Raw genomic sequence first — 14,162 nt, forward strand, 5'->3', positions numbered from 1 at the left:
CCGAGGAGTTGCTGATGAATGTTGCCATGCTTCTGAGTTGTGGTTCCTTCGAAGGGTTCTTCGGACGTGTACAGGGTCAGACACGCGAGAAATACCTTCAAAGCTACCGCAACGATTGGAGTTGGTACTACGGCAGTGGTCTTGTGGAGAACGGCGTCAAGGTGACGCTCTACATTCCCTCGCTGCATGAAAGCGGCCGCTACGAAACGGATTCGGGCGTTGCTGTACGATTTCTTCAGCTTGCGGCGTGGTACCGGCCGGCGGAAAGGGTATGGCTCAAGCGAATGAGTCGAACCAATCCGCTGACGCTCTACGCTGATGAGCGGCTCAATGCGGCAGCACTGATGAAGCCGCTCAAGGCAGGGCTCGCACAGGATCACGTCGATCTGCTCTACATTCAGGAATATTGGAGCGGTCGGTTCGACCATGTTGTTTCGCGCATCGATCTGCCGATGACCGCCGCTGATCACGGCGGCGTTTCGAAGGGCGTGCTGAAGTGGTTCAAGCGCCGATCCTTCGCGCGAACCCGCGGCGTCTACTGTCAGACACCCGACGAATGCGACATCGTTGCCAAGCATGGCGGCGTGCCGACGTTGCAACCCAACGGCTGCGATACCTCCCGGTTCTATCCGCGCGCCGATGTCCAACGCAGCAAGACAATTTTGACGGTGGCGCGGCTGACCAACAAACAGAAGCGAACGAGCGATATCATCAAGGCACTTGGGCTTTTGCCGGAAGAATGGTCACTGGACATCGTCGGCGCCGGCCCCGACCTTGAGTTGCTGACGCGATGCGCGGTCGATGCCGGTGTTTCCGCTCGCGTGCGGTTTCATGGCTTTGTCGATCGGACGACAGTTCGAGATTTCCTGCAGACCTGCGGGGTCTACGCGATGCCTTCGGCTAACGAGGCCGTGGCCGTTGCTGCGTTGGAAGCGATGGGGTGCGGCACTGCCGTCGTCTTGAGCAGGATCAGGGCTTTCGAGCGCCTTGTGGAAGACGGCGTGAATGGTCGGCTGGTTCCGGTCGCGAATCCCGAGGCGCTTGCGGCTGCGATCCTGAATGCCTGGGAAAACAAAGAGGCCTTCGGTGCTGCCGCAGTGGAAACTGTGCGCCAGCATTTCAACACACGCGTGCTTTACAGCAAGCTTGCGGAATCCCTGCGGGCGTTCGCAGCCGGTTGAACGCGCTTCGTTTGTGCGGCCGATGCATAAGCATGAAACAACATTGCGATACCTTGGAGCGATGAGGCAAACAGCGGGGTCTTGATTTCAGAATGCTCGCATTCAAAGCCTTCAAAGGAGCCGGCTGGCTCATTGTGTCTCGCTTCGTCGGCCGCATCATCGACTTCTTTACGCTGCTGGTTCTCGCTCGCAGCCTGACACCCGACGATTTTGGTCTGGCGGCGTTGGCGATGTCGCTCGTGCTTGTTGTCGACACCGTCCTCGAGCTGCCTGTCACGCAGGCGCTCGTCCGCCTCAAGACAATTGACCAACGCCATTTGGACACCAGCTTCACGCTGAGTATCCTGCGAAGCGGGTTGATCGCCGTCATTATTCTGGCGGCAGCGTGGCCTTTTGCCGCCCTGAATAACGACCCGGAGCTGATGCCTCTCGTTGCGGTGCTCGCGCTCGCCCCAGTCATAAAGGGCCTATACAGCCCGGCTATGGTGCATTTCGCCAGGGATCTCGGTTTCCGGCAGACCTTCCTTCTGGAGTTCTGCGGGAAGGTAGCCTCGTTCGTCGTGGCCACGACCACCGTTTTCCTCGGGGGAACTTACTGGGCGATCGCAGCAAATTACGTGGCTTCATCGACCGCGGCGACTATTGCGTCCTATGTTCTGGCGCCCTATCGCCCGGCCTTCTCGTTGTCCCGGCTGCCCGATTTTGCAGGCTTCATTGGCTGGTTCAGTTCCGCGCAGTTGGTATCGGCCCTCAACTGGCAGTTCGATCGCGTGTTGATCGGCGCCGTCGCGGGCAAGGCGATACTCGGTCGGTATGCCTTGGTCAGCGATGTCGCGGCAATTCCGACGCAGAACCTGATCGGTCCTGCGCAACAGTCTGTCATGGCTGCATTTGCACGGATCGGCTCGGATCCCGAGCGGATGAAGTTCGCCTTCCTGAAAGCCGTTCGCTTTGTCATGCTGATTGCGGTGCCGGCCTGTGTCGGTATCAGCCTGACGTCGGACCTTGTCACGGACCTGCTGCTCGGAGCGAAGTGGAAGGACGCGGCGCCTCTCCTCACCCCACTGGCGCTGTCGATGATCCCCATTCCCTACTTCCAGACTTTGTACTCTGCCGGGCTTGCGGTCGATCGGCCGCATATCATCTTCAAGCTCAACACGATCGACCTGTGCTTCAGGCTGGTATTGATCTCTATTGCTTTCTATCTTTTTTCAACCACAGGCGTCAGCTTTGCGAGGGTGCTGCTCTCCTCGATCATGTTTGTCTTTTATCTCATGGAGACGAGGCGGCTGCTGCAGGTTGAAATCTGGAGGCAGTTGAAGAACCTGTGGCAAATTGCGCTCGCCGCCATTGTCATGGCGATCTGGGTTCTGGTGTTGCGACACGAGCTTGCGGGCCGTGCGTGGAACGATGTCGTTGAGCTTGGCATCGTGGCGAGCACGGGTGCGGCGGCTTATGTCGGCACGCTGCTTGCTCTGGGTGTGCGGTTGATCGCCGGTGGTGGGCGGCTCGAGCTTGTCAATCGTCGATAGCTGTCGGGCGTGAGAACGCCAAGTGTGCTGCCATCAGAGAAGTGAGCGAAGCAGGCCCATGGCCGAACGTCTTCCTGACTCAAGCCGATAGCCAATTGCGCGGCGTGCGCGCTCGTTTGGCAGGGCAGTGGTGATCAGATAGTACGCTGTCAATCTAGCCTTGGTTTTCGCGGGGTAGCATTCGCTCCACAGGGCGACCAACAATCGACCAAGGTTGCCGAGGGAAACACGCTGGCCATCGACTATCGCCAGATAATAGCTGTGCTCGAGATAGTAGTAGGTTTGCTCCGGCGCCACCAGTTCTGCCGCCCGGCCTGATCTTTCCAGGATTCGGCGCAGATGATCCGTGCGATCCACGAAGCGCCTGATATCCCGGCGCAACGATTCAGCGCTGAGGGGACGTCCCAGCCCGGAGTCGTTTCGGTCATGCACGCGATAACGCCCCAACTGCTGCGAGAGTCCCACCACGTCGCCCAGGAAGGGGGCAATGAACAGAATGACGCCATCGACCGCGCGATCATAATCGACCTCTCGCAGATATTCGCAGACGTCACGCCGGAACACGTTTCCGGAGGTAGGAGGCGTTGTGTAGACCCCCGTACGCAGTACCCGGTCGGCGAGGGTCAGGCTGCTTCGGAACGTGCCGAGCGACGGGTCATTCGCATCGGTGACGTTTCCGTCACGATCAATCTGGATCAAGGGGAACTGCAGCTTAGCAACCCGCTCATCGAGTGCGGCGATGATGGTGGCAAGGGAGCCCGGGACCAGTTCGTCGTCGGCGTCGAGAAAAAGCACAAAGGGGGCCTGCGTGTGATCAAGCCCGTAGAGGCAGGCCGCGCGCTGGCCGCGATTTTCCGTCCTATAGGCGGTCACGCCTTCGCGGGTGATTGCTTCCCAGGAGTGATCCGTCGAACCGTCATCGATCACCACGAGTTCGCAATCGTCGCGCCCTTGCGAAACGACGCTACGGATCGCCCGTGACACATACGCCTCGTAATTCCAGCAGGTGATGACGACCGCAAGCTTCGGAGTCGTCACTCTGTCCTGGTGACCATTTGCCATGGTTCTCGACCTTTGGCGCGGCACCGTTCTGTAAAGAAGGCCAGCTGCCTGTCCGCCGACCGTTGCTGGTGTCATGCCTTTCTCCGATTGACTACGGTGCCGATCACATTGGCGCCGGAGCGCCGCAATTGATGAAGCATGTCATTCACCTCATCGGTCGTCGTTTTCCCGGCGGTTGCCACGATCAGCACCGCGTCAGCGTGAATCGCCAATGCCAGGGCGTCCGTCGAGTCGTGCAGAGGTGGCAAGTCGATCAAGACGTCGCCTCTGACGCGAGCGGACTCGACAATACGTGCGACACGGCGGTCTCGGAAGTCAGCAAAAAGGTTGGTCTCTGGGTTAACCGAGTGGATCGGCAATACCGTAATGCCGTCTCTGTTCGTGAAAAGGACTTGCTCGGGACGCACGTCGGCAATCAGCGCATCAGCCAACGAAACGGCAACGGAACTGTCCATCCCGCCGGCCTCATAGTCCGGACGCCCGACCTCGGACTTGAAGAGGGTAACATACCGGCCGCTTCTGTTTATCAATTGCGCAAGGCTGAGGCAGACCGTCGAGATATTGGCGCCTTCTTCCCAGCCGGCGATCGCGATCACCAGACTACGTTCGCTGCGAATGGAGGAGCAGGCGATCTCGATTGATGTTCTCAAGTCACGCATAGCGACAGCGTAGCGGCTACTGGGCTGGCTGACGACAAGTGCGGCCCGCTCGATATCCGTGCGCCAGGCTGCGCCGATCCAGCTACCGGCTTCGGGTATGGTTCCGAGGCAGGGAACGCCGGTATCACGCATCAGATCCTTGGCCGTCCGAACCTTGCGATCCAGCGCCAGGATGGTGAAGCCCCCGATCAGCCCGAGCACGCCCCCAAGCGCCATGATGAGCTTTGAACGGGGGCCAGTGGGGCTCACCGGCGGCAATGCCGCACCGATGATCCGGGCGTCGGCATCCGGCGTCGGAATGATCGGCAGCGTACCGTGCCTCATTGCATCCGTGGCTGCGTTGACCTGGGCGGCCAGAGCGTCGAGGCGCCCTTGAAGCGCTTCCGTTCCGGCTTGCGCCAATTGCGCCTTGAAGCCGACAGATTGCGAGATGTAGCCGGACAGCATTGCGTTCGCGACGCGGGCCGCGAGCACAGGGTCGGTTGCCGAGTATTCGATCTCGATGACGTAGGATTGGCCAACGCGTCGGACGTTGAGGTTCCTTATGAAGTCCTGGAATGCCGCCTGGCGGGCGCTATTTTCGGCTGGATCGTTGCTTGGCGCTGCAGGTGGCACCGAGCGCCCGGACTTGCCGATTTCCGGGACGGCGGGATTGTTCTCGGCGGGCGGTCGTTTACCGATCACGGACTGATCGAGATAGCGCTGTACCTCGGCCATCGGAGCGTCGATCATTCGTCCAGCAGCCGGCCCGAGGCTCGGTGCGTTCTCTAGGTCCAGGCTGTCGAATACTGCCGATAGAAGACGCTCCGAGCGGATGATCTGGAGCTCGCTATCGGCTCTGTTCAAGTCGAGGCTGCCCGGTACGATTGCCTCTTGGCCGGAAATCGCGGCCTGGCGTCGTGGCTCGAGCAAAAGCGTAGCCGTTGCCGAATAGGTCTGTGGAAGGGTTTTGGCATAGAGCGTTGCCAATCCTACGCCGATCGCGGTGCATAGGATCAGTTTCGTCTTGTGCTGCAGACCGAGCAGATACATCGCGCGCAGCAGAGCCACCGGACCTTCGTCGGTCTTCTCCGTAAGCGTGTCATCGAACCGCCATAGCCCGGACAAACGCTTCAGGGGCTGCGGGCTGTTATACGTCATCGCGCCTTTACCTCCGGCTGAATTGATCCCCTCTGGCTTGCTGTCGGGAGCCCTGCCGCGCGCTCGGGTTCCAGACGGCCACGAAGTACGTCGGCAATGGCAATGAGATTGCCTCGTGCCCTGCCGCGTCTGTCGACGAACGGTTCCGGCCACGCCGCTCGTCCGAAATTGCTGGCCATGTTGCAAAGGATGTGGTTCGCGACCTTCGGGATGGTCATCGTTCCCTTACGCAGCATATAGAGCGGGTTCACGACCTGCGAATACCCAAGACGGTTGCCGCTTATGCGTCCACCCTTGGTGCCCATGTGGACGCCGAAGGCAGCGGCGTCCTTGACCAGTCGCCCACCGCCCTTGGCGAGGGTAGCCGCGAAGTCGCGGTCCTCAAGCCAGCCGTAGAGGACCAGGCGTTCGTCGAAGCGGGTCGAGCCGATTGATTTTACGCGAAATGCCATGTTGCAGCCGTAGGGACTGTAGGGTTCGATCCAAGCCCAATCGGCCGCCGCTGCCTCCGCTGTCATCTGCACGGCATCGGCGAATGCGATGCCGGGGCCGTTGATGCCGTCGGCAACAACGCGGCCGGTAAAGGCGACAACGCGGCTCTCATCCCGGAAGGTGCGGGTGGCAGCGGCGATCCAGTTTCCGTCGGCAACGAAGTCGTCGTCGAAGAAAGCGACGATCTCTGTATTCTTGGGGAGATTGGCCAAGGCGGTGTTGCGCTGGGCGGCGAGGCCGGGCGGTCCGGTCAACACAGTGACGTTGGGATGGTCCGCGAGATCTCCCGCATCCTCGGGATCGACGCATGAGACGATAACGGTGTCGGGGGGCTGGGTTTGCGTTGCAAGCGTGTGCCGCACGGTTGCGCTGACAAGGGCAGGGCGTCCGCGTGTTGCCACAACGAGCGCCGTGCGCGCGCCAGTAGCTGTAACCGGTGCATGATAGATCGATCTCCGGGCCGTCGGCCGTTCAAGCAGTTCCAAATAGCCTGCGGCCGTGTTGGACCACGAGAACTGTCTGATCTGGCTGCGTCCCCGTTGCACGAGGTCGGCGCGCAGTTCCTGCGAATCCTTGAGGGTGCTGATATGCTGGACCCAGGCCACGGGGTCGGTCGGGGACGCAAGGAGAGCGGCGGTGCCGCAAACCTCCGGCATGCTGGCGCAATGGGAGGCGACGACCGGGCAGCCCCGTGCCATCGCTTCGACAATCGGCAGGCCAAATCCCTCGGTCAATGACGGAAAGGCGAGACAGAGGGCCCGGTCGAGCAGGTATGCGAGATCGTTGTCGGAAACGCGCCCGATCAGGCGGACGTTGGGCCGCGCCGCGAGTTCGCCCGGGACAAAAATTCCCGCGTCGCCGCCAACGATGATGATGTCGACCCCGATTTCATCGAGCCCCGGCGCTGCGTCGATCAGCAGGGTCAGGTTCTTGTGCCGTGCGCGTGAACCGAGAGCGAGCACGAACTGACGCTCGCTTCGACCGGATACCGTGGCAATGATCCCTGGCGCGGTCTGTGCAAGCGCAGGATCCCAGCGCAAGGCATGCTCGTGGCCGTTCGGCAGGACCGCTATGTCTTCGACAGCAATGGGAAGGTGTCTGGCGATCTGCCGGGCTGCAGCGTGGGAGACCGTGGTGATCCGGGCAGATCTCCGGGCGAGAAGCGGCTGCAGCGTGTGATAGAACGCTCTGAATGAGCGGCTGTAGCTGTCGGGAGCTGCGAAGATGTTGGCGTCATGGATGCAGACGATCTGGTCTGCCTTTAACGCCGGGGCGGTGTTGCAAAGATTGAGGAGCCTCCCTCGCCATCGGGCGGGAAGAGTGAGTTGTTCCCACGCGTGACCCGACAGGCGGCCCGAATGGCTCACAGGCATGCGGGCGAAGCCTGGATCATTTGCGCCGACGGGCGCAACGATCGTTGCCCACCCGTCCGCTTCTTCCAGCGCAGTGTTCAGAGCCCGCATGACATTCAATGCATAGCGCTGCACGCCGGTCGCATTCTGCGTTAGGAAACGGCCATTAACGGCGAATTTGGGCACGGTGCTCATGCGGTCGCTCCCAACTGCGTGGCAGCGCGCACCGCCTGGGTGCTGCGCTCGCGTTCGGGCTGGGCGCAGCAGACAGCAGCCAGCATGCAGAAGAACAGCCCCTGATCGAGCACCGGACTGACAAGCAGGTCTCCGATCATCAAGCCGAAGCACCCGTTGCGTGCGGCAAGCCGCACATCGGACGTCAGCGTTCCGGGGACGCCGCGCTTCTTGAAAAACGCGGTGTAGGCAAACGCCGCATAGAAGATCGTACCGGGAATGCCGACATTGGCGAGCAGCGCCATGACGAAACTCGATGTGCGGACGGTTCCAAGCCCAACACCAAATCCCCAGCTGTCGAAGAAGTTCTGCATGGCGATTGTATTCCACGTGCTCCGCTCAATGCCGGAATCGGACGTGGCTTTGCCCAGCACAACGATGTCCACGTAGTCATAGACGGTCTTGGATATCACGGGATCGATGGCTATCAGCAGCGCGACCGCAATCATTGCAAGAGGGACCATGATCATAGCGGCGGCGGTCACGCGGCGGATTCGCCTCCTGCCGCTCAGCGAGAACGCGGTCGCGTAAAGGATCAGCAGCATGAGGGGAGCGCCGGCGACGCCTGTCGATGAAGTCGACAGAAACAGCAGCACGACGGAGGCTGCGGCGATCGCGCCCATAAGCGGCCGTTTGTAGCCGGCGAGCCAGAGCGTTCCCGAGAATGCCAGCACGCCAAGCGTCGATCTCGCGAAAGAGGAGGCCTCGGTGAAGGAGCCGACAATTCGCTTCAGTCCGCCGATCTGCGCGTCCGTGTGAAGCGCATATTGGGCGTTTCTCATGAAATCGAGGAGCCATTGCGTGCCGGTGGCAAAGGTGGCCATGTCGAGCACGGCAAAAGCGATGTTGGCGACGCAATAGCCGATCAGCCCGGTCAGAACCGCATTGAAGCCGCGGTGGGTCGACGCCACCGCCAAGGTCAACCCGAAGCAAACGAGGTTGCCGATCATATAGACGCTTTGGGTGAGGTTGCTGGAGACCGGCACGAGCGGAACGGTCGATCCTGTGTCGCCAAAGACCGTCGATCCGAGCGCGACGATCTGCGTCACGCCCGTCAGCAGGCGCGGAGCAAAATAGGCGCTCAGCACGCCATAGGCGATCAGCAGGACGAACCAGAAGCCCGGCTCACCAGGGCTGAGGGCGCGGATGAAGGCCCGCAACTCTTGCTTTCGCGTGATGACGCCCAATGCAAGGAAGCCGAGGAGAACATGGGCCGGCTGAATATTGGCAAAGCCGACGAACATCGCCGCCGCCGACCCAAGCACTGGCACGATCGCAAGCACGGTGACCATCGTCATGTCGCCAAGCAGTACGCAAAACAGACCAACAAGAATGGTAGCGACGCCGATGGGTTCCAGGATCATGTTGCAGCTTGTCTCCTTGCCATCGTCATGATCGTTACTCTGCCAAAACAAGGAGCGAGTACCCGCCGAGCACCCGAACTGCCAAATCCGGGTTGATGGAGTAGAGCATCCTGCGCGGCAGGCGCATCAAGCGGCTGCTGAGCGCCTGGTTGGGAAGCTCCAGGCGGCTGGCGGTGTAGCTGTAGTCGATCACCGAGTACCCGCAATCCCTGATGGTCGCGAGCGCCGTGTCCTTGAAGAAGTAATGCAGGTGCCCGACATTGGCGCGCAGATTCATGATCGGCCAGCCGCGCAGTATGGACTGCACCGAGAGGTCGAGCGGGATGTGGAAGATGGCCTTTCGACCGCGGGCGCGAAGCCCCTTTATGAAGGAGATGTAGTCGTCGACATGCTCGATGACGTCTGCGACCACAAGGACCTCGTAGCAAGTCCGCTCTTCGCCCGCGCTGGGGCTCAGGTGAAAGGAGACACGATCTGTCTCCTTTGTCTTTGCTCTCTGGTAGGCATGAGGGGAGACCTCATAGCCAGCAAACCGAGCTTCCGGGAACGCCCGGGACAAATTCAGCAGGATCTCTCCGGTTCCGCAACCGATCTCGCAAAGCGTATCGAATTGCAGCCCGTTCTTTCTGATTATGTTTTCGATCTGGCGGGCCTTCCAAGGGGAATCCTCTTCGTGCCAGTTCGGATTGAGCTCCGCATAATGATCGGAAAGATAGATATCCTGCAATGCTGACATCAGCGTCCTTCCATGAGGGTTTCAATGCTCGGAACGTCTGTTTACGGCGCAGTCATATTTTTGTGGCGGCAGACGGCACAGGACATGCATCTGCCTCCGGCCCCTAGGGTCGACGTCTCAGTAGCTACCGCGGGAGGACAGCACGGCCGGTATCGTCTTGGCCATGATCACCACGTCGCCCCATAGCGTTTGCTCCGACACGTACCGGACATCGAGTTCCACACGTTTGCTGTAGCTCGTGTCGTTTCGCCCGCTCACCTGCCAAAGGCCGGTCAGCCCGGGGCGAACCCGAATGTAGTCGGAAAAATGCACGCCATAGAGTTCGGCTTCGTTCGGTACAATCGGGCGAGGGCCGACAAGACTCATCTCGCCTTTGATGACGTTCAGCAGCTGTGGGATCTCGTCGATGCTGTTCTTGCGCAAAATCCGCCCGAAAGGGGTGACGCGGGGGTCATCCTTCAGCTTTCGTGTAGCCTTCCATTCAGCGCGGACGTCTGGATTTTCCGTCAGATGATGCGCCAGCGCCTCTTCGGCGTTGGAGACCATGGTTCTGAACTTCAAGCACGAGAACAGCACGCCATTTTTGCCGATACGCCGATGCGTGATGAAAATCGGCCGACCCTGCGTGACAAGCAGGATCACCGTCACCATCAGCAGCATTGGAGACAGTACGACCAGCGCGATGACGGCCAGGACCGCATCGACGGCGTACTTCATTCTACCTGGTGCGGTATCGGGAATTCTCGCCCTTGAACGTCCAATGTGCACCAGTTCCGTGGGCCGGCGCATCCTCGCGCCACCCAGTCCGTCAAAGTCACGTCTTAGATCAAATTCCCTCATCTGCTTGCTCCCTACTCAAGAAAGGTCAATGGGCATGTGCAGACTGCGCCGATCGGGCATGGTCGGTAAGTTAACAACTAGCGCACCGTTTGACAATGTCTTTGTTGCGCTGCAGTATTTATAGGTAGGTTACGATAATGTCTGAGTAGCATCTGGATGAAATCGTTGTTGATAAGGCCGGAGCGACTTTGGTCGATTTATGATATTCTTTGTCATATCTGATGACCGCGTTCATTTTCTACAATCTATGCGGTTTAATATTTTCATGGAGCTTTCCATGCGTGTGGCAATCATACACTATTGGCTGGTTGGAATGCGCGGTGGAGAAAAGGTGCTCGAAGCACTTTGCAACATCTATCCGTGCGCGGATATTTACACACATGTCTATGATATAGCAGCAATTTCCGACGTAATCCGGAAGCATAAGGTCCACACGACCTTCATCGATGGACTTCCCTATTCAAAGAAGATGTACAAGAAATATCTGCCCCTTATGCCGATGGCCTTGGAGCAGATCGACCTTAATGAGTACGACCTCGTAATTAGTAGCGAGTCCGGGCCCGCCAAGGGGGTAATCCCGACGTCCACGGCCGTGCACGTGTGTTACTGTCATTCTCCGATGCGATACATCTGGAATATGTACAACAGATACTACGATAGTTCAGGGTTGATGACCCGCCTGATGATGCCGCCGCTCGCGCATTACCTGAGAACCTGGGATGTCGCGACGGCCAATCGTGTCGACGATTTCGCGGCGAATTCCGCGACGGTGGCGCAGCGGATCAAGAGCTACTATCGCAGGGACGCCGAGGTTATCCATCCGCCGGTTGATACGGCTGCCTTCCGGCCGGTCGCGGCCTCCGAACTCGGCGATTACCATCTGATGGTCGGAGAACTGGTAGGCTACAAGCGACCTGATCTGGCGGTGGAGGCCTTCAACCGCATGAAGGCGAAGCTCGTGGTGATCGGCGGCGGCGAGATGCTCGACCATCTGCGCAAGATCGCCGGGCCCACGGTGACGATCCTGGGACCTCAGCCCTTTGACGTCCTCAAGCACCACTATGCACGGTGCAAGGCGCTCATCTTTCCGGGGGAGGAAGACTTCGGGATCGTGCCGGTGGAAGCGATGGCGAGCGGACGCCCCGTGATAGCATTCGGCCGCGGCGGAGCGACCGAAACCGTGGTGCGCGACAGGACCGGCGTGTTCTTCGGCACGCAGACGGTCGAAGCGCTGATCGACGCGGTAGAACGCCTGGAGCGGATCGATTTCGATCCGGCGGATGCGGTCGCGCGCGCCGGAGAGTTCCGAACGGAGATCTTCATGGAGAAGTTCAAGTCTTTTGTCGTCAGGTCGACAGCCAGTCGGGCTCAGGTTGGTGTAGCCTAGCGATGGCTGAGAAGCATTGTTTCGATCACCGCGCTAGTATTTGGTAGGAGTGAAACATGACCCATACAGTTTCTTCCACGAGCAGGCAGATGTGGCAAAGAACAATTGGTGGTGCCGATAGACAGCGAGCCTGGGTGGCTTGCCTTTTCCTTTTTCTGACCACGCTCATCGCACTGTGCTTCAGCACCTCGGCGAAAGCGGAGGACTACATCCTCGGTCCCCAGGACACCTTGAAAATCCGTGTCTACGAATGGCGGCCGGTCACTGGAACGGCCTATGAATGGGTGCCGCTGAACGGTGACTTTGCCATTTCGGCAGCCGGGAACCTGTCGCTTCCCATCATCGGCACCGTGCCTGCCGCCGGAATGACGCTGGAACAGGTCGCCAACTCGATCGGTGAACGGCTGCAAGCACAGGTCGGGCTGCAGAAGCGCCCCAACGCTTCGGTTGAGGTTTCCGAATACCGGCCCTTCTTCGTCACTGGCCTTGTCTCGAAGCCGGGAAAATACAGCTATAGTCCCGGTCTGACGATCGTTCAGGCGCTGAGCATGGCTGGCGGTATGTTCGGCCCGGTCGACGCAAGCTCGTTCACCCTGCAGCATGATGCGCTGGTCAGCCGCGGGGATCTGCGTACGCTTCAGGTTGAACGGCTCGGGCTCCTTGCCCGGCAAGGCCGGTTGGATGCGATTACCCATAATCAACCCTCGATCACGTTCCCAGAGGAGCTGACGAGGAGGGCGGGACAGTCTGTCGTCGATCGCATGATGCGCGAGGAGCAAGACCTGTTCGATACACGTCAGCAATCGATGAGTGCCGAATTCGATGCGCTCAACCAGGCGAAGGTGCTGGCCACGAATGAGATCGAGACCCTGAAAGCCAAGTCGGCGTCATTGGCGAAGCAGATTGATCTTGCCAACAAGGACGTCGGTGCCGTCAGCAAGCTGATCGCCCAGGGGTTGACCGTATCGTCTCGGCAGCTCACCTCCAGCCAGAATTTGGCGGATCTGGAAAGCCGAAATCTTGACGTCTCGCTGGCCATCCTCAGAGCGCAGCAGGACATTGCCAAGGTGGCTCGAGACACCGCGGATGTGCGTAACCGCTACCGTGTCGATGCCCTGACCGAGGCGGCACAGGTGCGCGACCAGCTTGCGGCGAATGCAGAGAAGGCCGAAACGGCGCGAACTCTGCTTCAGAACATCGAGATTCGCTCGCCGGTCGCTGCCAATGTCGCCGCCGATGACGGTCCAGGGTCGTTCGTGACGACCGTCGACCGTACCGCCAACGGTGCGACACACACGATGCCTGCGAAAGACAATGACCCGGTTCTCCCAGGAGATGTCATTCGTGTTGAACGATGGCAAGGAGCGCCCGGCACGCCGGCAGCCGACGATGGCTTCAAACCGTCAGCCTCCCCGTGACGCTTGTGTGTTGCCGGAGGCGGCGGTCGAGCTGGTGAAAAGGGAGGTCGAAATATGCCCCACCTTGTTCGTGTGTGGAAATAGGCGATAAGGTTGGGGTGTTGATTCCAGACGATCCGCTGGGAGCCGAAGTTTAATGCCGTGGAGTCTTTTAGTTCTGTTTTTAGTCGGCGCCGTATGCGCCGTCCGATTGCCGATTTTGCATTTTACGCTCGTGGTCGTGATAGTGATTGCCGGATACGCGTTGGCGAGTATCGGCTCGGCAAAATCGGGCATCGAGGTCTTCGTGTGGTCCGCGCTTTACGCGGGCGCACTTGAGGGCGGCTATATTCTCGCCAACTGTCTGTTTTATCTCGTTTTCGTGAAATTCTTCGCGCGCAAGCACAAGCGGCCACCCTCCAATCTCAATTCCAAATACTCGCAGGATTAGGCGTGCGGGCGCGGTAGCTTCAGTGGATCCGTGAAGGGGGGATGGTGTCGCGCAGAAACGGGGCGACCTTCGCGGATAGTTCGGACATATCAATGGAAGCGTCGGCCAAGAGGCAGGTGGCGATCGCCTCGCACAGCAACTCGACCTCAGGAGGGATTCCGGTGATTTCGTCGCCGGCGGGGCCATAGACGCCGCTGCGCGGCCAGGCGCGCTTCTGCTCCTCGCAGAGTTTGACGCCTGAAAACGGCAGAAGATCCACCAGATCGGCCGCAAGCTTCAAAGCCTGCTCCAGGTCTTCTTCAGGTACGGTCAACGAACCAATCCAGCCACTCATC

Annotated in this window: 12 protein-coding genes; 5 read left to right on the plus strand and 7 right to left on the minus strand. The window is 59.7% G+C overall.

Going from position 1 to position 14,162, the window contains the following annotated elements:
* The first annotated feature begins 14 nt into the window (after positions 1 to 14).
* Positions 15 to 1,181 (plus strand): glycosyltransferase family 4 protein, encoded by a 1,167-nt coding sequence (locus QTL94_RS27815; protein ID WP_289803811.1) that lies wholly within the window; start codon positions 15 to 17, stop codon positions 1,179 to 1,181.
* Between the two features lie 92 nt (positions 1,182 to 1,273).
* Positions 1,274 to 2,713, plus strand: coding sequence for a lipopolysaccharide biosynthesis protein (locus tag QTL94_RS27820; protein ID WP_065693103.1), 1,440 nt, complete (start codon positions 1,274 to 1,276; stop codon positions 2,711 to 2,713).
* 33 nt (positions 2,714 to 2,746) lie between these two features.
* On the opposite strand, the gene QTL94_RS27825 is transcribed toward QTL94_RS27820, so the two are convergent.
* The 6 genes from QTL94_RS27825 to QTL94_RS27850 form a co-directional block, all read right to left on the minus strand.
* On the minus strand, positions 2,747 to 3,850 hold the full coding sequence (locus QTL94_RS27825; RefSeq protein ID WP_342587906.1) for a glycosyltransferase family 2 protein: 1,104 nt from the start codon (positions 3,848 to 3,850) through the stop codon (positions 2,747 to 2,749).
* Entirely contained in the window at positions 3,847 to 5,574 is a 1,728-nt protein-coding gene (locus QTL94_RS27830) for a Wzz/FepE/Etk N-terminal domain-containing protein (protein WP_065693102.1), read from the minus strand. The genes QTL94_RS27825 and QTL94_RS27830 overlap by 4 nt, the downstream gene beginning before the upstream one ends.
* Positions 5,571 to 7,613 carry a glycosyltransferase gene (locus QTL94_RS27835; RefSeq protein WP_289803812.1) on the minus strand — a complete coding sequence of 681 codons (2,043 nt, stop codon included), beginning with the start codon at positions 7,611 to 7,613 and terminating at the stop codon, positions 5,571 to 5,573. Before QTL94_RS27835 ends, QTL94_RS27830 begins: the two co-directional genes overlap by 4 nt.
* Entirely contained in the window at positions 7,610 to 9,016 is a 1,407-nt protein-coding gene (locus tag QTL94_RS27840) for a hypothetical protein (protein WP_289803813.1), read from the minus strand. Before QTL94_RS27840 ends, QTL94_RS27835 begins: the two co-directional genes overlap by 4 nt.
* A gap of 34 nt (positions 9,017 to 9,050) precedes the next feature.
* The gene (locus QTL94_RS27845) at positions 9,051 to 9,743 is read right to left on the minus strand and encodes a class I SAM-dependent methyltransferase (protein WP_289803894.1); all 693 of its coding nucleotides are present in this window, start codon (positions 9,741 to 9,743) and stop codon (positions 9,051 to 9,053) included.
* Positions 9,744 to 9,869: 126 nt separating this feature from the next.
* Positions 9,870 to 10,592: a sugar transferase gene (locus QTL94_RS27850; protein ID WP_113521977.1), complete on the minus strand. Its 723-nt coding sequence runs from the start codon at positions 10,590 to 10,592 to the stop codon at positions 9,870 to 9,872.
* A gap of 277 nt (positions 10,593 to 10,869) precedes the next feature.
* Between QTL94_RS27850 and QTL94_RS27855 the strand changes: the two genes are divergently transcribed.
* The 3 genes from QTL94_RS27855 (at position 10,870) to QTL94_RS27865 (ending at position 13,827) form a co-directional block, all read left to right on the plus strand.
* A complete protein-coding gene (locus QTL94_RS27855) occupies positions 10,870 to 11,979 on the plus strand; it encodes a glycosyltransferase (RefSeq protein ID WP_289803814.1) in 1,110 nt (369 codons plus the stop codon).
* Positions 11,980 to 12,035: 56 nt separating this feature from the next.
* A complete protein-coding gene (locus QTL94_RS27860; RefSeq protein WP_289803815.1) occupies positions 12,036 to 13,397 on the plus strand; it encodes a polysaccharide biosynthesis/export family protein in 1,362 nt (453 codons plus the stop codon).
* Positions 13,398 to 13,641: 244 nt separating this feature from the next.
* Positions 13,642 to 13,827, plus strand: a complete 186-nt coding sequence (locus QTL94_RS27865; RefSeq protein WP_289803816.1) for a hypothetical protein — start codon at positions 13,642 to 13,644, stop codon at positions 13,825 to 13,827.
* A gap of 19 nt (positions 13,828 to 13,846) precedes the next feature.
* Here the strand turns inward: QTL94_RS27865 and QTL94_RS27870 are convergent, their stop codons facing one another.
* Positions 13,847 to 14,161, minus strand: coding sequence for a hypothetical protein (locus tag QTL94_RS27870; protein WP_289803817.1), 315 nt, complete (start codon positions 14,159 to 14,161; stop codon positions 13,847 to 13,849).
* Position 14,162: the final 1 nt, after the last annotated feature.

It is taken from the genome of Rhizobium sp. S96, assembly GCF_030382195.1.
Lineage (GTDB): Bacteria > Pseudomonadota > Alphaproteobacteria > Rhizobiales > Rhizobiaceae > Rhizobium.